At 40.9% G+C, this 20,061-nt stretch carries 10 protein-coding genes; 7 read left to right on the top strand and 3 right to left on the bottom strand.

Going from position 1 to position 20,061, the window contains the following annotated elements; genetic code table 11:
- Positions 1-153 precede the first annotated feature (153 nt).
- The 5 genes from AC2SLN_RS06895 (at position 154) to cobA (ending at position 11,204) form a co-directional block, all read left to right on the top strand.
- Positions 154-1,659 (top strand): NarK family nitrate/nitrite MFS transporter, encoded by a 1,506-nt coding sequence (locus AC2SLN_RS06895; protein ID WP_486550666.1) that lies wholly within the window; start codon positions 154-156, stop codon positions 1,657-1,659.
- A gap of 386 nt (positions 1,660-2,045) precedes the next feature.
- Positions 2,046-4,445, top strand: a complete 2,400-nt coding sequence (locus tag AC2SLN_RS06890; protein ID WP_486550679.1) for a bifunctional protein-serine/threonine kinase/phosphatase — start codon at positions 2,046-2,048, stop codon at positions 4,443-4,445.
- A gap of 93 nt (positions 4,446-4,538) precedes the next feature.
- Positions 4,539-6,059: an NAD(P)/FAD-dependent oxidoreductase gene (locus AC2SLN_RS06885; RefSeq protein ID WP_486550668.1), complete on the top strand. Its 1,521-nt coding sequence runs from the start codon at positions 4,539-4,541 to the stop codon at positions 6,057-6,059.
- 263 nt (positions 6,060-6,322) lie between these two features.
- Positions 6,323-9,874: a molybdopterin-dependent oxidoreductase gene (locus AC2SLN_RS06880; protein WP_486550670.1), complete on the top strand. Its 3,552-nt coding sequence runs from the start codon at positions 6,323-6,325 to the stop codon at positions 9,872-9,874.
- A 223-nt stretch (positions 9,875-10,097) separates the two neighbouring features.
- Complete coding sequence (gene cobA / locus AC2SLN_RS06875) at positions 10,098-11,204, top strand: uroporphyrinogen-III C-methyltransferase (protein WP_486550672.1); 1,107 nt, start codon at positions 10,098-10,100, stop codon at positions 11,202-11,204.
- A 112-nt stretch (positions 11,205-11,316) separates the two neighbouring features.
- Here cobA and AC2SLN_RS06870 read toward each other — a convergent pair whose 3' ends face one another.
- From AC2SLN_RS06870 to AC2SLN_RS06860, 3 genes are all read right to left on the bottom strand, one after another.
- Positions 11,317-12,852 carry a M16 family metallopeptidase gene (locus AC2SLN_RS06870; RefSeq protein WP_486550674.1) on the bottom strand — a complete coding sequence of 512 codons (1,536 nt, stop codon included), beginning with the start codon at positions 12,850-12,852 and terminating at the stop codon, positions 11,317-11,319.
- 163 nt (positions 12,853-13,015) lie between these two features.
- Positions 13,016-14,470 carry a M16 family metallopeptidase gene (locus AC2SLN_RS06865; RefSeq protein WP_486550675.1) on the bottom strand — a complete coding sequence of 485 codons (1,455 nt, stop codon included), beginning with the start codon at positions 14,468-14,470 and terminating at the stop codon, positions 13,016-13,018.
- A gap of 693 nt (positions 14,471-15,163) precedes the next feature.
- On the bottom strand, positions 15,164-16,378 hold the full coding sequence (locus AC2SLN_RS06860) for an IS256 family transposase (protein WP_486549243.1): 1,215 nt from the start codon (positions 16,376-16,378) through the stop codon (positions 15,164-15,166).
- Between the two features lie 708 nt (positions 16,379-17,086).
- Here AC2SLN_RS06860 and mnmG point away from each other — a divergent pair.
- Complete coding sequence (gene mnmG / locus AC2SLN_RS06855) at positions 17,087-18,982, top strand: tRNA uridine-5-carboxymethylaminomethyl(34) synthesis enzyme MnmG (protein ID WP_486549244.1); 1,896 nt, start codon at positions 17,087-17,089, stop codon at positions 18,980-18,982.
- Between the two features lie 73 nt (positions 18,983-19,055).
- The gene (locus tag AC2SLN_RS06850; protein WP_486549245.1) at positions 19,056-20,015 is read left to right on the top strand and encodes an AEC family transporter; all 960 of its coding nucleotides are present in this window, start codon (positions 19,056-19,058) and stop codon (positions 20,013-20,015) included.
- Positions 20,016-20,061 lie beyond the last annotated feature (46 nt).

Genomic DNA, 20,061 nt, shown 5'->3' with positions numbered 1-20,061 from the left:
TAGGGATTGCAAACTTTAAAACAAGGTTACTGATTTGTTCATAAAGTTTGTTTAGGTTATTTTTTATTTAGATTAACTAACAAAAGGTAACTATTGTGTAGCTAAATTCAAAGCTGCATATCATAACTTCTCATTCGATTTAAGGAAGCCTGTATGTCATCAGCTAATACCGTCCCTCCAAGTAAAGGTAAGTTGAACATCTTATCTTTCGCCGGAAAAAATAAAATCCTCCACTTAGGCTGGATGGCATTTTTCTTAACCTTCTTTGTCTGGTTTAACCATGCTCCTTTCTTGTCAGCCATTGGTGACACATTAAACTTATCAAAACAACAAGTTAAAACCTTATTAATTCTAAATGTTGCTTTAACGATTCCAGCACGGGTCATTATCGGCATGTTGACCGATAGGTTCGGCCCTCGAATTGTCTACACCTGTATCTTAGCGCTAGGCGCTATACCGTGTTTTACTTTCGCATTTGCGCAAGATTATACGACCTTAGCTTTATCACGTTTCATATTAGGTTTTGTTGGCGCCGGCTTCGTAGTCGGTATTCGCTTAATGAGTGATTGGTTTCCTGCTAATGAACTCGGTACTGCTGAAGGTATTTATGGCGGTTGGGGCAACTTTGGTTCGGCCGCCGCAGCAATGTTACTACCGACGATGGCAATTGGGTTTGCGGCATGGTTCGGTGGTGATGAAGGCTGGCGTTATGCTTGTGCGACTTCTGGCGCAGTAATGGCATTATACAGTATTCTTTTCTATGCGAAGGTTCGTGATACACCTAAGGGGCATACTTACTTTAAACCTAAGAAACATGGTGCGATGACAGTGACCTCAACAGGTGACTTCTGGTTAATGATGGTGTTTAAGATTCCCATGTATTTTGCTCTAGCGCTGCTGGCATGGAAATTATCGCCAATAGGGGTAAACTTATTAAGCCAATTTTGGGTCAATATTATCTATGTCGCTTTAGCATTATTATATGTCTATGAGTTTATTAGTAGCTATCGCTTTAATAAGGACGTATTTACCACCCCTATACCTGAAGCACAGCGTTACGATTTTAAACAAGTGGGTGTCCTAAACATACTTTATTTTGCTACCTTTGGTTCAGAGTTAGCGGTTGTCTCTATGCTACCTTTATTTTACCTTGAAACTTTTGAGGTATCGGTCGTCGCTGCAGGTTTATTAGCGTCATCTTATGCCTTTATGAACTTAATGTCTCGCCCAGGTGGCGGTTGGTTAAGTGATAGATTTGGTCGTAAAAGTACGCTTCTTATTTTAACGGCTGGATTAGCGATTGGTTATTTCTTGATGGGATTAGTGGATTCTTCATGGCCTATATTTTTAGCGTTAATCATTACGATGTTCTGCTCATTCTTTGTGCAGGCCGGTGAAGGTGCGGTATTCGCAGTCATACCGTTAATTAAGCGAAGCATGACAGGCCAGTTTGCGGGTATGGCAGGTGCTTATGGTAATGTGGGTTCTGTCGTTTATCTCACTGTACTGAGCTTAGTAAGTTATCAAGTATTCTTTATGGTCATTGCAGCGACAGCAGTTGTCGGCTTCTTAGCTTTATTCCTCTTAAAAGAGCCCTCAGGAGTTATCTTAGAAGAAATGCCAGATGGGTCATTCGCTGAAATTAGAGTGGGCCATTGATTTATTAACAATACTAAGAACCTGTATTCATAAGCTAAATTTAGGAGATTTTTAGAATAAAATGAGTCAATACGAGGCACGATTAAGTTAAAAGCTCGGATTGAATGGTCATTCTATTTAATCCTAATTTTAACCAAGTAGTGGTGTATTTTAGCTAAAAATAGCCAATTATAGGCTGTGAATACAGGTTCTACCTTAATAAAACAGGTTTTGTTAAGTGGTTTAACACTGAGCAGACCTATTCTTAAACGTTAGGATGAATGTGTTATCAGGAGAAACAGTTGAGTATTATTAATGGCCTTGCTGAACAGAGTGAGAATCAGTCTCAAATTAAATCAAGCCACCAATTTGTCTCACATGCAAGTTGGTGGCTTGATTTTTATTCGATGGCAGGACGTAAGTCTGAGAATCAGGACAGTCTGATTATTACTACTTGTTTGACAGGATATTTGCCAAAAGCTAGTAATAAGACTGAAATTAGAGATAACGTACGGGGCAATAGCTCTCTAATTGCGCCGTTAATCAAATCTTCTAATCAATATAATGTTGACTCCAGAATTACTGACAATTATCCTCGTAAGAGGGGTAACCTTAATCATGAAACCAATATTAAACAATGTTACCACTCTTTAACTGATAAAAGCCCTGCTGATAATATTCAAAAAGCTATTGATTCCAGTAAGTTACCTGTATTGGCAGTATTGTCTGATGGAGTAAGTGCCTGCCAGTTCCCTAAGCAGGCCAGTCAAATAGCAGTTGAAATAACGGTAGAAGCTATCATTGAAGGGCTACAAAAATTACAACAACAGAGTGTCATCGAATCCAGTCATTTCGGAAAAGATGCTTATAAAGTCATCTTAGATGATGATAGTGTTGCAGGGATTATTAAGTCTGCCCTGATTAAAACCAACGACTCCATGTATTTCTCTCAAGCTTATCAGCGGGTGCCGCCTTTGCTCGCCACTATATCTGGCGTGCTTTGTATTGGCGACCGTGTGCATCTGTTTCACACTGGCGATTCAAGAATTTATCGTGTTGGCGCTGATAATTTGACTGTGCTTACCGAGGATCATCGCATTCATCATGGGCAAGACAAAGGGGCATTATCGGCTGCTATTGGGGCTGATAGCCGTTTAGATTTACAGCAAATGGTATTTACGCTACATCAGAATGAATACTTGGCACTCATGACTGATGGTGTCTATGAATTTATAGATCCCGTTGAAATGCAGTTTGAATTTAGCGCTGCAGTCTCACATTTAGAGAACACGCCAGATTGGAATCAATTAACTCACTGGCAGCTGAGTCGCCATTTATGCCATATTGCCTTGACTGAGGGAAGCAATGATAACTTAAGTATGATTATACTAGGTATTGGGGCGCCACCTTCTCCAAACACCGAGTCTAAAGCTCAACTCAAAATAAACAGTGAAAAAACAGTGACTTCCAATAAGCCAAATAACTTAACGGTATTTACTAATAAAAGTGATTTAACTGTGCTTAAAGATAAAGATAAAGATAAATCAAACATAAGCGATGACATAGATGGCTTAATGTTAACCCAGAGTAGGCAAATGGACGCAGATAAGCATAATGATACGCGTAATGAGCATGATAATGATGGTCTTAGTGATGATAAGTATAGCAGTGTTCAACTGGATAGAAGTACTACCTTATCAAATGATAGGTCGTTAAATGATAGGGAAGCGCGTTTATTTTCTGACTCTACTATTGCGCCAACTCGCTATCAACTGCCTACTGGGCTTGAGGTAGGAGATCAAGTCGATGGTCTCATAGTGGATAGTATTATTGCAAGAACAGCCCGTAGTGAAGTCTATCTGGTGCATGATAATGTAGGGAATCAATATGCTTTAAAATCGCCTAGTCTTATGACAGTTGACGATGGCCATTATCTTCGTGATTTTTTAAAAGAACGAAAAATTGGTCTTAGTCTCTCAAAACACCGCCGTGCAGGCGAAGTCGCTTACAATCAAGCCAACCCAAATCAAAGTCCAAAAAGTAGCGAAAATAATACCCAAGTACCATTAGGATCGGGGCTGAGCGAATCAGGATTGCTGCGCTACTATCCAGTACCAGCAAGTTCGACTTATTTATATCATTTAACCGAGTATATCGAGGGGGAGAGTTTACGGGCTTTTATGGAGCGCAATGGCCCATGTGATGTATGGCAAACGTATGATTTACTCACTAAGATTGGCATGGCAGTTCGGGTTATGCATCGCAATTATCTCTTGCATCAAGATATCAAACCAGAAAACATATTACTTACAAAGTCGGGTGCGGTAAAGCTCATTGATTTTGGATCTGTCGCATCTTCTATAATAAGAGACAACACCAGACCCCCTGTTGGAGATTTACACTATGCTGCACCAGAATATTACACTGATGCACCAAAAGGGGTAAGTTCTGATTTATTTTCAATTGCAGTTATTGGTTTTGAGTTATTAACTGGAGAGCGTCCCTTTGCTTCTCAAAGGTTAATGAGTGCTCATGATGCCTTAATAGTTCCTACAGACTTGCTACAAAAAAAACGGGTGCCAGCGACCAGTCAGCAAGCGTTACTGAGGGCACTTCATCGTAATACCAATGCACGTCATCAAGCAATTGGCGAGTTTTTACAAGACTTTAATCCGGATAATAGTGCGTCATTATCTGATCCGCAACCTCTGATTAAACGAAACCCATTATTGGTATGGCATGGCATTTGCTTGATACAAAGTATCATTATTATACTTTTATTAATCAAGTATTTACCCACAAGCTAGTTTTGTCATAGATATTGTTGAAGGTAGCAGCGTTGTTTATAAACTGATTGATAATGCCTATTTCAGTCGCCGCATCAGTGGCTAAGGTCTTTTATGTCAGATCCTATAATTGCTCATTCACAGTCATTATGTCGCACCCATTTATTAAATGGCAAATCAACTTTATCACCCTCTCTATACCAACTTCAATCCTCATTTGAGGAGGTTGTCATTGTTGGTGCGGGAATGGCAGGCAGCCGTTTGGCTGTACAACTTGCTACTGCATGGCAATCTATCCAATCTAGACAGACACCTGTACGTATTACCTTAATCAGTAAAGAGCCAGAAGTGGGTTATAACCGTATTATGTTGTCGCCCGTATTGGCAGGAGAGACTGCGTTTGATGATACTTATTTATATGATAAAGGCGAATATGAACGTCTGGGTATTAAGGTAATGTCAGGTGTTAGTGTTGATCACATTGATACCAACTCGCAACTGCTAAAACTTAACGATGGACAAGTCTTGAGTTATGCCAAATTGATATTAGCAACTGGATCTAAGGCTCGAGTGATACCGTTACCCAATCATGATGCTAAAAATGTCCACGTATTTCGTGAAGTGTCTGATATGTCTGTACTCAGGGACTATGCGAAACAAGGTAAGAAAGGTCTTGTTATTGGCGGTGGTGTATTGGGGGTAGAAGCAGCCTGTGCTCTGGCGTCACAAGGCGCAAAGATGAGTGTGATACATGTAGATCGCTATGTTTTAAATCGTCAGTTAGATTTAACTGCGGCGGTAATGTTACAACAAGAGCTGACTAAGCGTCAGGTAAGACTGGAACTATCAGCCATGTCTAGTGCCATCGAAATCAACAAAACACGAGAGGTCACAGGGCTAACCTTAAAAGATGGCCGCACTCTTAAGGCCGATTTTATTGTGATGGCAGTCGGTATTATACCCAATACCAAGTTGGCAAAAGATAGTGGTATTGAAGTGAATCGAGGTATCGTTGTCGATAACTATATGCGAACTAGCTGTGACAACGTATACGCCATTGGCGAGTGTGTTGAAATTAATGAAGAGCTTTTTGGCATGGTATCTTCAGTTAATCAACATGTGGAAACCTTAAAAAGTGTAATGATTCATCATGCGAGCCCGTCGCAATGGCAACCGTTTGTTAGTGCGCCATTATCTTTAAAATTAAAAGTCTCTGGAGTAGCCGTATTTTCTGCAGGACAAATTCAGTTTAAAGATACTGAAAGGGAGGGCATCGAAAAAATTATCTATCGTCAGTTTAATAGCAATCATTATCAATGTTTGTATATACGCAATAATTTCTTAATCGGGGTGGTATTGTACGGCGAAACAAGTGATGGAAACTTTTATAGTCAGCTGATAAATGATGAAATTGACATATCTGATATTAAAGACTCGTTGATTTATGGTGCCGCTTATTGTGGATCAGTGCTAGATGCAAGCTCTCACTCTATACATGAAATAGATAATGGGGCTGCTGCGGTTACCATTGAGACGGACATAATAGAGGATGGCTCAATGGATTCCATCAGCCCTTTATTACGTAGTGATTCTTCAAATCATAACAGTCTAAGCAATAGCACACTGAGCAACTAATAAACTAATGGCGTAAGGGACTAGGTTTTAACAGCACCTTAGAACTTAGGACATGACATTAAGAGGGAACCTTCTTTAATCCTTGTTAAAAGAGGTCTAAATAAAGAAGGTAAGAAGATAGAAGGTAAAAAAGATAGAAGGTGCTAAAGGCATCGGCATTATTTTTTAATAATATACAGATTGAAAATACATACTGCAGCAAGAGTGAGAATACTATCAACATTAGCGAAAAAACAATCCACACTAATAAGCATGACAAACATATGTACACAATGACCAATGACAGTACTAATGTAACTCAAAATAGCTTAAACAGCTTGAATACAGCCATTTCTCTAAACGAGGCTTCTGGTAAGCATTCTACGCTTAGTCGTATGGATGTCATTCCTGTACTAACGATTAGTGAGGATAGAGTTGCAGGTAATTCAAACGATAGCGTCATAAATAAAGTACGGACAACTTGTCCGTATTGTGGGGTTGGTTGCGGTGTATTAGTGACAGTAAACACGGTTACGGGTAATATTGATGTACAAGGCGATCCAGAGCATCCTGCCAATTTTGGTAAATTGTGCTCTAAGGGCAGCAATTTAGCAGAGACTTTGGGCACTGATCGCCGCTTAACAACCCCTTATTATCAAAATAAACACCTATCTATGCCATCCTCGTTCGATGCCATTAAAGCGGATACCATGCGTCAAGCAAAATCAAAGAAACAAGGTGTTTTTAGTCAACAGTCACAATGGGATACTGTCCTTGAAGATATTGCGGTTCGATTAACGGATACCATTGCCGAACATGGTGCTGACAGTGTGATGTTGTATGTGTCAGGTCAGTTATTAACGGAAGATTATTATGTGGCCAATAAGTTTGTTAAGGGCTTTATTGGGAGTAACAATATTGATTCAAACTCGCGTCTTTGCATGTCTTCCGCTGTGGCTGGACACAAACGTGCCTTCGGAGCAGATTTAGTACCTGGCAGTTATACTGATTTTGAAAGCTGCGATTTATTGGTGCTTGTCGGCTCAAATATGGCATGGTGTCATCCCGTTTTATTTGGACGCTTTTTAAAAGCCAAGCAGCAAAACCCCAATAAAAAACTCATCGTCATCGACCCACGCCGTACCGATTCTTGTGAATTTGCGGACTTGCATCTGCCACTCGCCCCAGGCACTGACACGCATTTATACAATGGGCTTCTTAAATACCTTAAAGAAAGTGGTTGCCGAGATGATGACTACGTCGCAAAGTGCGAAAATATAGAAGCGGCATTAAGAGCGGCTGACTCATGGGATATTGAAGCAGTCGTCAAAGCAACCCAAGTAGACGCCGATACGATTAAGCAGTTTTATCAAATGGTAGCTGACACTACTAAAACGGTGACAGCCTTTAGTATGGGTGTTAATCAATCTAGCAGTGGTACGGACAAAGTCAATGCCATTATTAATACGCATCTATTCACGGGACGGATTGGCATTGAGGGTGCATCTCCTTTTTCACTGACGGGTCAGCCAAATGCTATGGGAGGGCGTGAAGTAGGGGCGCTCGCCAACCTACTTGCAGGGCATTTGGATTTAGCGAATAGTGAGCATCGTGAAGCAGTTGCTCAGTTCTGGCAAACCCCGCAAAAGATAGCTTCCAATGTAGGGGTAACCGCATGTGAGGCCGCAGATGCCATACTAGACGGACGTATTAAAGCTATTTGGATTATAGCCACCAATCCTGTCGTCAGCTTGCCAGAAGCTGAAAAATTTCGACATGCCCTTGCTAAATGTGATTTGGTCATTGTCTCAGAATGTTCAAAAGACAGTGACACCATACGGTGTGCGGATATCGTTTTGCCGGCACAAGGGTGGGGAGAAAAGTCGGGAACCGTTACCAATTCTGAGCGTTGTATTTCTCGGCAACGCAGTTTTCTACCTGCCGTAGGCGAGGCCAAGCCTGATTGGTGGATTTTATCGCAGGTTGCAAAGCGAATGGGTTTCAAAGGTTTTGATTATGAGCACCCAAGTGAAATCTTTAATGAACATGTGGCACTTACCAGTTATAAGAATAGCAAATATCCAAGACATCTTGATTTAGCCAGTGAGATAGGCCGCTTAGTAGAGAGTAACTCGTCCGATCGATCTGATCCCGTTGAGTCTCCCAAATCATCTGCAAAAACAGCTTCCTCTATTAAATCTTTCATTACACCCTCCATTACACCAACCTCGACTACTTTAGCTTCCACTACAATAGCTGCAATGGCTAAATTGACGCCTAATAGCTATGAGCTGATGTCGCCGTTTCAATGGGGTGGTAAACATATTAACGTTATTGCTAAGAGTTTTAGGCATTCAGCGCCTAAATTTATTGGCATAGAGCCTCCACAAGGCGCTGGAGCAATACATCGTTACTCTAATAGAATGAATAAGCGTCAGGTTCTACCCAAAGATTATGAAGATTATCAACAATTAACAAAGCTTAAACGTCAACCTTCGCGCGATGCTATGGCTCATGATGGGTTAACTGATATTAAATGGCCACATTTTAATACTATTAATAGTCGCTCAATAAACTTGCGTTTAATTACTGGTCGACTGCGTGATCAATGGCATACCATGACTCGAACGGGTCTAGCACCAAAATTGAATCAACAAAAAACGATGCCTATGATCACCCTGCATCCTGAGGATGCTCAGGAGTTAGGGTTAACAAATGAACACTTTGTCTCTATAGTGCCGCAAGTACATTTTGAGTCGTATTCCAAAGACAAAAAGTTAACTGATGTTAATAAGGTTATCGCTCAAGTTGACATTAGCGATAATGTGCGAAAAGGCGATGCCTTTATGCCAATGCATTGGAGCGAAGCATTTGCCAATCTTTCCAGAGTAGGTGTGGTTATTCCTAATAAAATAGACCCTATTTCATCGCAACCTGAACTTAAAAACTCAGCCGTGACTGTTGAAGCGATCGCAATGCACACAGTCGGCCGTATTTTAGTGCACCCTGAGTGGTTAGACGTTGTTTTAGTACAATTGCGTTTTTTTGCTGCAAAAGGTATGTCTAATAATTCAAAAGAAGTTCAGGATAAAAAACCATTCAATGCAACGCCTCATTTTAAATACCCTAATATAGTCTGGAGTCTTAGCCGGCAGCAAGACAGTATTCTAATTAATATTGCTACGCCGCAACAAAGCATGAGCACTGCTTGGTTAAAATCTGAATTTTGGCAAGGCTTTATCAATAAAATAATATCCAGTTCCGCTCAAGCCGATGTATGTAAAGCCATGATTAAACCAAATTTATTAGATACCAGTATTATGGTTGATAGCGTTGCTAGAGAGTTACGTTTGGTGGTATGCCGGCAGGGCAATCTTGATAGTGATATAAGCAGTAGCCAGTCTTCTAATAGCCAATCTTGTAATAGCCATGCTTTTCCTAATCTAGAGTCATCTATTAATAGCCAGTTAGTTAGCGATGCAACTAAAGCTATAAATAACGTACAGACTACCCCCATCTCTCGGTTATTGTTTGCGGTTTATATTGCACCTGAATATAGACAGTTGCCTAGTACCCATTGGTTAAATAATTGTTTTGTTGATATGAGTGAAGTACCGTCGGTTAAATGGCTACTTGCTGGACGCCCCGCTAGCGGTTATGTCGACCCCGGTCCTATCGTATGCGCCTGTATGGGCGTTGGTAAAAATATAATCGTTAATGCTATTAAAAAAGATAAATGTACAGATGCTGTAAGTGTCGGAAAGTTATGTGCAGCAGGAACCAACTGTGGTTCTTGTGTTGGTCAAATCAATGCGCTTGTTGAACAGTATGCTTAGCACTGGCATTCTAAAATCATAGCTTTTTGATAACTTTTAACAACTATGACATATCAATTGACTTCTAATTGAACGAGCCCTGCCAAATAACTAATTAGCGTCCCAAAATCTATAGGTATTACAAATAAGTTTTGCGTAGGATCTGATCAGTTACAGCCAATCATGTACGATTCATCATAAACTCAGATCCGTTTACTCTGAATATTCGTAGGAGCGCCCAAGCATGACCCCATTCTCTTCACTACCTTTTACAATACGTACAAAAAGTATGGCAATGATATCGAACAATGATGTTAACCCTAACGATAACGATGTTAATGAGCATAAGCAGTATTCTATGAATACGGGGGTTACTGCTCTTTTGGTCTCTAAACCTTATACTACAAATAATGTTAAAACTGACTTATTTCCCTCTCTGTACAGTGATATGCTCCCCAAACAGACTGAAAAAGGGGCCGTTTATTTGGTTGGAGCAGGTTCAGGTGATCCTGAGCTACTGACCTTAAAAGCGTATCGAGTGATGCAGCAAGCAGAAGTGGTGCTATATGATAGCTTGGTATCAGAAGACATATTAGATATGTGTGCGGCAGGGGCTAGAAAAATATTTGTCGGTAAGCGTCGAGACAATCATGCGATGCCACAACAAGATATTAATCAGTTATTGGTTAAGCATGCCAAGGCTGGTAGGTGTGTGGTACGTTTAAAAGGGGGCGACCCTTTCATATTTGGTCGGGGTGGGGAGGAGTTGCAGACAGTGGTACAGCATGGAATTTATTTTGAGTCTATTCCGGGTATTACCGCTGCTAGTGCTGCCTCTAGCAGTACTGCTATTCCTTTGACCCATCGAGATTGTGCTCAGTCGGTTAAATTTATCACTGCGTATAAAAGATCCCATAGCCCAAATGAGGATTTTAAAGAGATGTTAGACCCTACGCAAACGGTTGTACTTTATATGGGCTTACACCGCCTGCCCAGCTTAACAGACGGCTTGATTGAAGCTGGACGTGCGCCAAGTACACCTTTCGCAATTATTAGCCATGCCAGCTTGCCAACTCAGAAAACCTTAATTGGGACACTTGAAAGTATTGTCGCGCAGCAAGCTGTTGCGAAATTGCCTACGCCAGCATTATTGGTAATGGGCGATGTGGTTAAATTACATGCACAATTATCTCCTTATAATCTTAGTGATCCCCGCAATAGCAATATTAAAAATCATATGATCGATAGCAATAAGATTGATAATATTGCTAATACCCTTAATAATAAAGACGGTACAGAAGATAAACAACGATTGCAAAGCGTCGTTGAATTGCTTGAGCAGGTAGGTTAGCTGTTCACAAGTAGGCTACCCTATGACTAGATTCTAATGGCAATTGGCTAACATCTTAACTCAGACTCATACCGTCTTATAATTTGGCTACACTTGCTAGTATTATCATTTATTATTTGAGTGTGTGCAGGGGGGATGACTTATCTATTTGCGGCTTGCCTACGGTCACAATGATAAATTTATCTGGGTCAATAGTCTCACTAAGCGTTTGATTAACCGAGTCGATAGTGGTTTTTTCAATCCGATCAACATACTCGCTTACATAGCTATTTGGTAAATGGTTAAAGTTCAAAAAACCTAGCATACGGTTTATACCTGCATTACTGGCAAAACCCATAGGAAAACTATTAATCAGACTTTCTTGGGTTAGATTAAACTCCTCTTTGGTTACTCCTTCTTCAAGCGTCTTATGAATGGTGTCTAGGGTAGCGGCAATCGCTTCATCCGCTTTTTCATTACGCGTTGAGAAACTAATAGAATAAGGCCCCTCGACTTGCATAGCACTCATGTTGCCGTAAATGCCATAAGTGTAACCGAGCTCTTTTCGTACCTTACCCATCAAGCGTGAGTTGAACCCACTGCCTGCGAGTATATCGTTACCGATAGTAAAGGCAGATTGACGTTTTAAGGCAATGTCATCACTCTTAAGGGCGTAACCAATTTGACCCATCACAATACTTGTCTGATCGCTATCGTAATCTATATGCACCCATTTTGATTTGTCCATAGCTTTTGGCTTTGGTAGCTTAGGTGCGGGGCTTCCAGAAGGTAGGTTCTTACTAGCAATCTCTGCTATTTTTTTTGCGTCTGATAAGCTTAAATCTCCAGTAATGCTCAACGTGGCATTTTTTGCAACAATATATTTTTTATGGAACTGTTGCAAATCTTTTGTGGTTAAAGTAGGTACGCTACTGACCGTACCGTAAGAGGAATGAGCGTAAGGGTGATTACCATATAACACTTCGCTAAATGTGGTACTGGCGATAAAAGAGGGGTTTTGATTCATTTGCTTAAGCCCTAGCACTTGTTGGGCTTTAGTACGTTGCAAAACGTTTGCATCAAACCTAGGTGCTGTCATTACTTGGCTCAGTAGGTCGAGGGCAGGGTAAAGATTCTCGCTGTTTGACATACTGCGTAAGCTAACAATAAGCTGGTCTTTGTAGGCAGCGGCATCCAACTCAATACCCAATTGCTCACTTGCTTCAGCATACTGAGTTTCGTCTAGTTTTACAGTGCCTTTGGTCAGCATATTAGCCACCATATTAGCCAATCCAAAACTATTATCTCGGATACTGCTATCTCTTGCACTACCAGCATTAAAGCGAATTTCAATATCCACGATAGGCAACTGATTTGTCTGAAAGAATATAACTGGAATGCCATTGCTGGTTGTGAAACGTTGAAACTCTGGCATCTGCATGTCTAAAGAATCTGCATTCTTAAGACTATCAAGGTTTTTGATAGAAATAATGGGCTGCGACGTATCAACATTTGAGGTTGAGTGTTCATCACTGAGCATATCAGGGGTGGTCGCCATAGCCGCTGTGCTAGAGACGATACAAGTAAACGCTAAAGTAGCCGTCAAAATAGCTCGATTTAATTGGCTAATTTCTTTTTTTTGGGTTAAAACAGGTTTAACTGAGTTCATTTTTTTAATCCGTTGCTATCGTTTTGCATTGCCAATAGAGGGTTTGATTTTTGCTCATTTAAATACTAGATGAGAAGACTTTTATTTGTCTGGACCATATGACAATATTTTTGACATTGAGTATAAAAGGTCAATATGAGTCATCAAAATTGCTATTTTGGCTTTACTTTATATTAGCTTTTTTTTGTGGCTCAATATGCATGACGGTCAAGTTATCTTTAACAAGATATTTACGGGCTATGTCATTAAGATCTTGACTGCTAATCTTCGCAAGCTTTTCAGGCAGCTTATTCATATGGCGATCGTCAACTCCACGAGATTGTAGGCTACCAATGATCTGGGCTTGACCGGCCATGCTGTCTTGCGAGAAAACAAAACCTTTTAATGCGTTATTACGTGAACGCTCAATCTCATCTTGTGCAATAGTTTGTTGTTTAAACTTATCAATTTCAGCCATAATAGCATTTTGTGCCTCTTGTAAGCTAACACCTTCACGGGGTGTAGCTTGCACCAAGAATAAACCATCCCCACGCTCGTAGATATTGTAATATGACATGACTGAGGCCAGTTTCCCTTGGTCACGCACAAGATTTTTTTCAAATCTTGCGGCATGTCCACCGTCTAAGGCAAATTGAAGCATAAGAAGTTTGTAAATATCAGCTTCTTCTGACTCATCTGATATTCTTGTGCTCGGTAATGTGGGTACGTTAAAAGCCATGATCAAGGTAGGGACGTTGATCGTCTCGGTTATGGTTTTTTGTTGGTAGCCGCGCATGTTTTTTTGACTAACAGAAGGACGATTTGGAAGCGGTTTACGCTGTAATCCCCCAAAGTAGTGCTGAACCTTTTTCATTGCAACATCTGGTGTGATATCGCCAACGATGACCAAAGTAGCGTTATTCGGGACATACCATTTTTTGTACCATGCTTCTAACTCATCTATATTAATATTTGCAATTTCATTCATAGGCCCAATCACGGACCGACCTTTTGGACTATCAGGTAATGCCAGGACACGGAACTTCTCATAAGAGCGTGCCAGTGGGTTGTCATCTGTACGCTGGCGGCGCTCCTCCATAACGACATCACGTTCTTTGGTAAATTCATCCATAAATTCTTGACTATCAAACTTTAAATTAGTCATTCGGTCTGCTTCTAGCTCAAGCGCTAATTCTAAGCGGTTGCTAGGAAACATCTCATAATATCCTGTGTAATCATAGCTGGTAAACGCATTATGATCGCCGCCAAACTTTGCAACCAACCGATCAAAATCTGCACCAGATACTTTCTTAGTACCTTTGAACATCATATGCTCAAGCAGGTGTGATATACCGCCTTTATTATCAGGTTCATCGGTTGATCCTACGTTGTACCATATTTGCGTCATTACAACAGGCGCTCTATGGTCTTCTTTGATAATGACTTTGAGTCCATTATCAAGCTGATATTCATGGCGTGAATTGTCTGAACTAATCTGGGTGTAGGGTTTTTGACTAGAATTAATGGTTGATGCTGTCGTACTTGGCGTGTGAATGGAAGAGGTTGATATATTGCTACAGGCAAATAAACAAGGTAATACAACTGATAAAAACAAGGTGTTTCTTAAAGGTTTAAACATGCGATTTTTTTGGAACCTATAATTTTTAAATTTATAAAATGAAGGGCGGGAGGAATTTGCTTTGCTAAAATTTGAAGTTTTTATGGAGTACATACTATCCTCAAGATAGGCGCTATTAATTATAAGTAAGGTTTTATTAGAGGTTACCAGTCAATGTTTTAACGAATCTTGATGCTGGTTTGTATCTAACTAAGGGTTATCTAGGCGTAATCTAGGTATGCTAAACAAGTCATTAATACTAATATATAGTGAATTAATTCTAAAGGGTTACTGTGTAAATCCACTTTGGTATACAACTGTACTATAAGCGCGCAGTTGGCTGGTAACTATTTTAGGTTGTTTTTAAAGGTATAATATAATAAATAACTATAAAACGGTTAAAACGGTTAAAACGGTTTGGTTATGCGGTAATACCCTATTCTGCCAATAGTAACAAGCCAACATTTGATTTTTAGACAGATATTGGCTTTTGGACATATTAATTTAATAGACCAAATTACTTAATGTTTCTTTAGAAAAGTAAATAGTTGGTTAAATACTATGAGATGTTGTTAAGTTTGCCATAGTCTTTAATGTCAGACTCAAGATAATGTGCTGCAATATCGTTAAATAGCTCACATTCTACAGGCATTCTACGGGATTAGGATCTGAGCTGGTTTGATGAGACCATCCCAGATTCTGTGTAACTGCCATTTAGATTAAATGCTTACTGATACGGTCATCAAACATAATCATAAAGCGATTCAGAGCAGACGTCCAGTTACGGATGGGCATCGACCACTTTTTAGAGGCCTGCTGGGTTGCCAGATATACTACCTTGAATGCTGCCTGATCAGATGGGAACACCTTACGCTTATTCACGGCTGTCCGAATCACGCTGTTCAATGATTCTATCGCATTAGTAGTATAAATCACTTTTCTGATGTCTTTTGGATACTCAAAGAACACCGTTAAGCCCTCCCAGTTATTGCGCCAAGACTTGATGACATGCGGGTACTCTTTGCCCCATACTTCATCAAAGTGCTCAAGGTTGGCCTCTGCTATCTCAAGCGTATCAGCGCCGTAGATGGTCTTTAAATCAGCCGCTACTGCCTTTTTGTCCGTCCAAGGTACGAACTTCATCGAATAGCGCACCATATGCACGATACACAGCTGAACCTTGGCTTTGGGATAAACGGTATTGATGGCATCAGGGAAGCTCTTTAGACCATCGACACAGGCAATGAGGATATCTTGTACCCCACGGTTTTGTAGTTCAGTGAGAACACCCAGCCAGAACTTAGCGCCCTCATTCTCTGATAACCACATGCCAAGCAGCTCTTTTTTACCATCAAGTCCCACGCCTAAGGCCAGATAGATTGCCTTGTTGATAATCTGCTTATCTTGGCGTACTTTAACGACAATACAGTCCAAATAGACGATAGGATAAACACTACTCAGTGGCCGGTTCTGCCAAGCGGTGATGTCCTCTAAGATGTTGTCCGTGACTCTTGAGACAAGAGAGCTTGATATATCAACGTCGTAGAGCTCTTTAATGCTCTCTACAATCTCGGTGGTGGTTTGACCCTTGGCGTAAAGGAATATAATCTTGTCATCAAGGCCACTAATACGGGTTTGATGCTTGCGCACGAGTGTAGGTTCAAAAGCGCCGTCACGGTCTCTTGGGGTGGATATCTCAAGATCGCCTGTGTCACTGCGGACGGTCTTTTTAGTGTGCCCATTACGCTTATTAGGTTTATCCGCTTTTTGATGTTTGGGGTAGCCGAGATGGTCTTCCATTTCAGCCTCTAAGGCAGTATCAATAAAGGATTGCATGAGCTGCCTTTGAAAGTCTTTAATGTCATCGAAGCTTTTCATGCTACCAGCCATTTGCTCGGCTAGTTTTTTAATGTCAGATTGAGTAGTCATTGCTTATTCTCCGGTTAGTGGATTATAAGCAGTTACACAGTTTTTGGGAAACTCTCGGTTTGATAGCCATCAGTTGTTTCATAGTCTGCCTTAAACACGTTGCCATCCATTTCAACTGCACCTTTATATGTGTTACCGCACGTGTTAAATAGATAGCCCTATAATCACTGTTTTTACCTAACTTTATACAATCTTTAGCAGATAGTTTACTATCATCTTTTAATTGTTTCGCTACTTTTAATTGTTTCGCTATCTAATCTTAGAGAGAGGTGTCTTTAGTCAGATCATCATCGCTCACTAAAAAGTACATTAAAACTTGGATGAGTATCTATGAAGGTGTAACTACAATAAGATATCTCATAACATACCCTTATTAATAGAAGTATAAATTAGGTGGATTTCACAGAATATGATGATACTTTTACATTTTAGCAAATGTCTTAATGAGCTTGAAGCTAATAATGGTTCGGGATTAATGATATAATTTAACGCAACGTAAAATCATTCTTATAAGTTAGTTTGTAGTAGATTAGTTTGTAGTAGATAGGTCATTTATTTTTAACATCTGACATTGAGTTTTAAATTTTTTAAATAATTTCAAGTATTAACCGACGTTTAAGTTTTCTTATTATTCAACGCTTGGTGTGTCTAAACTGAGTCGTTATAACTATCAATAACCATCCTTAGGGCTGGAAGGTGTGGGCATTTATGCAATATCCTAAAGTTTACGATGTCATTGTTATTGGCGGTGGTCATGCCGGTACTGAAGCGGCACTTGCCTCTGCTCGTATGGGGGTGCAAACACTGTTGCTTACTCATAATATTGAGACCTTAGGGCAAATGAGTTGCAATCCTGCTATAGGGGGTATCGGTAAATCGCATCTGGTGCGTGAAATCGATGCGCTGGGCGGTGCGATGGCTTTGGCTACTGATAAAGCTGGTATTCAATTTCGTGTCCTAAATAGCCGAAAAGGGGCAGCAGTTCGTGCCACTCGTGCTCAGGCAGATCGTATTTTGTACAAAGCGGCCATTCGTCATACGCTTGAAAATCAGCCCAACTTAGACTTGTTCCAACAAGGCGCAGACGATATTTTGGTCGAAAACGGTAAAGCTTGTGCAGTGGTTACTTCCACAGGTATTATTTTTCGTACCCAGTCGGTCGTGCTAACTTCAGGTACATTCTTAGGCGGTGTCATTCATATTGGCCTTGAAAATTCCAAAGGCGGGCGTGCAGGAGATCCACCTTCTATAAAGCTTGCTGAACGGTTACGTGAATTAAAATTACCTGTTGGTCGTTTAAAAACGGGAACGCCAGCCCGAATTGATGCCAAAACCGTTGATTTTAGTGCCATGAAAGTGCAGCCAGGTGATACGCCATTGCCCGTAATGAGCTTCATGGGCGATGTGGACATGCACCCTAAGCAAGTCAATTGTTATATTACGCATACCAACCGTAAGACACACGATATAATTCGTCAGCATTTAGATCGATCGCCATTATTTTCAGGTAAAATCGAGGGGGTCGGGCCTCGTTATTGCCCATCGATTGAGGATAAAATCCATCGCTTTGCCGATAAAGATAGCCATCAAATCTTTGTTGAACCTGAGGGTTTAACCACTCATGAGCTTTATCCAAATGGTATATCTACCAGTCTGCCATTTGATGTTCAAATTGAGTTTATCCGTACGATGGTGGGTTTTGAAAATGCTCATATTACCCGTCCAGGTTATGCTATTGAATATGATTACTTTAATCCGCAAAACTTAAAGCCAACCTTAGAAACTAAATCCATTGATGGCCTATATTTTGCTGGTCAAATTAATGGGACAACGGGGTATGAAGAAGCGGGTGCTCAAGGTTTACTTGCCGGTATCAACGCGGCGCTCTCTACCCAAGACAACCCAGTGATGGATTCTTGGACGCCAAGACGTGACCAAGCGTATTTAGGGGTATTGGTCGATGACCTAATAACCCATGGTACTAAAGAGCCGTATCGTATGTTTACCAGTCGTGCAGAATATCGCCTGTTATTGCGTGAAGACAATGCCGATCAACGTCTGACCGAAGTCGGCCGCAAGCTTGGATTGATTGATGATACTCGCTGGGCAGCGTACCAAAATAAAATGGAATCAATTGCCGCTGAATCGGCACGTCTAAAAAACCTGTGGATTACCCCAACCAATGAGATGGGGAAGACTTTTAGTGAGAATACGGGCGAGCAGCTGTCAAAAGAAGCAACTGCTTACGATTTATTGAAACGCCCTAACGTGGGCTTTGATGATATCGCGGCAGTAACAGGCGGCACAGTGGCTCACGATGTTGGCGAACAAATTGAAATCTCCGTTAAATATGCAGGCTATATTAACCGTCAGCAAGAAGATATTGACCAGATGAAACGCCTTGAGAATACACAGCTGCCTGCGGAGTTTGATTATTCAGTTATTTCAGGGCTATCGACTGAGATTGTGCAAAAGTTGCAAACCGTTCGCCCTGCCACGCTTGCTCAAGCTGGGCGCATCAGTGGGGTAACACCAGCTGCAATCCAGCTGCTGGGTATGACGCTCAAAAAACAGCGCAAAGCTAAGTCAGCGTTGAGTGAGTAATGGATAACGACATTTTGATGACTGTTTACTGTATTTATGAGCGTTTAGTTGAGCCTTTATCAGCGAGACTTTAATGACTGATGCTATTGTTTTTGCCTTAACCATTGTATTGCCCAACCTCCTTTTAATGGGGTTGGGCTTTTTCATGCAACGTCAAGGGCAAGTCAGTCCTATTTTTATTGATCAAGCTTCAAAAATGGTGTTCAACTATTGTTTACCGTGTTTACTATTTTTTAGTGTTGCAGACAGCGAGGTTAATTATGCTGAGCAGTTAACCTTAATACTGGCCGGTGTGGTAGCCACTCTCATTCTCTATTTTGGTGCGGAGCTGTATGCTAAATACTTTGTAACAAGGCCTGAAGACAAAGGCGTGTTTGTACAAGGTGTGTTTCGCAGTAATATGGCAATTATAGGTTTGGCCACAGCGGCTAATGCGTATGGATCAGTAGGACTCAGCGTTGCTGCGGTTTATATGGGATTATTAACCATCTTCTTTAATGTTTTAGCGGTCATTACCTTAAGCCGAGTGTCTATAGATAGCGGTATTCATTGGCAAGACCGTCTTTTTACAGTGTTGAAAAAGCTAGTCAGTAATCCACTTATCATTGCATTGGTCGCCGCTTTTATCTATAAAGCAATTGGGTTGCCGAAACTAACGGGTATCATACATCAGACTGGCGACTTGTTAGCGGCAGTGGCGCTACCCCTTGCCTTAATTTGTGCGGGGGCAACCATCAATTTGAAATCAATGCTGCACCCTTCAGGGTTATCTATGCAGGCGAGTATTGGGCGCATTTTTATTGCTCCAATCGTAGCAGTATCCGTAGGTTTATGGTTTGGCTTATCAGGGGTGCACATGGGTGTGCTATTTTTGATGGTGGCATCACCCACAGCCGCCGCCAGCTACGTGATGGCCAAAGCAATGGGTGGCAATGAGGTATTGGCGGCAAATATTTTGGCATTTACCACTGTTGTCTCGTTATTCGGTATGGCCATCGGTGCGGGTATTTTACGAGGAATGGGACTGATGTAATTCTGCCCATTCATTAAGACTCTTACATATCAAGACTCGTACAGCC

This window comes from Psychrobacter sp. CX90, assembly GCF_057396305.2.
The sequence above is the reverse complement of the archived record's forward strand: the minus strand, read 5'-3'. Positions and strand labels throughout refer to the sequence as shown.

Coding starts and splice junctions, on each gene's coding strand:
- AC2SLN_RS06895 (WP_486550666.1), top strand. CDS start 154: ATGTCATCAGCTAATACCGTCCCTCCAAGTAAAGGTAAGTTGAACATC.
- AC2SLN_RS06890 (WP_486550679.1), top strand. CDS start 2,046: ATGGCAGGACGTAAGTCTGAGAATCAGGACAGTCTGATTATTACTACT.
- AC2SLN_RS06885 (WP_486550668.1), top strand. CDS start 4,539: ATGTCAGATCCTATAATTGCTCATTCACAGTCATTATGTCGCACCCAT.
- AC2SLN_RS06880 (WP_486550670.1), top strand. CDS start 6,323: ATGTACACAATGACCAATGACAGTACTAATGTAACTCAAAATAGCTTA.
- cobA (WP_486550672.1), top strand. CDS start 10,098: ATGACCCCATTCTCTTCACTACCTTTTACAATACGTACAAAAAGTATG.
- AC2SLN_RS06870 (WP_486550674.1), bottom strand. CDS start 12,852: ATGAACTCAGTTAAACCTGTTTTAACCCAAAAAAAAGAAATTAGCCAA.
- AC2SLN_RS06865 (WP_486550675.1), bottom strand. CDS start 14,470: ATGTTTAAACCTTTAAGAAACACCTTGTTTTTATCAGTTGTATTACCT.
- AC2SLN_RS06860 (WP_486549243.1), bottom strand. CDS start 16,378: ATGACTACTCAATCTGACATTAAAAAACTAGCCGAGCAAATGGCTGGT.
- mnmG (WP_486549244.1), top strand. CDS start 17,087: ATGCAATATCCTAAAGTTTACGATGTCATTGTTATTGGCGGTGGTCAT.
- AC2SLN_RS06850 (WP_486549245.1), top strand. CDS start 19,056: ATGACTGATGCTATTGTTTTTGCCTTAACCATTGTATTGCCCAACCTC.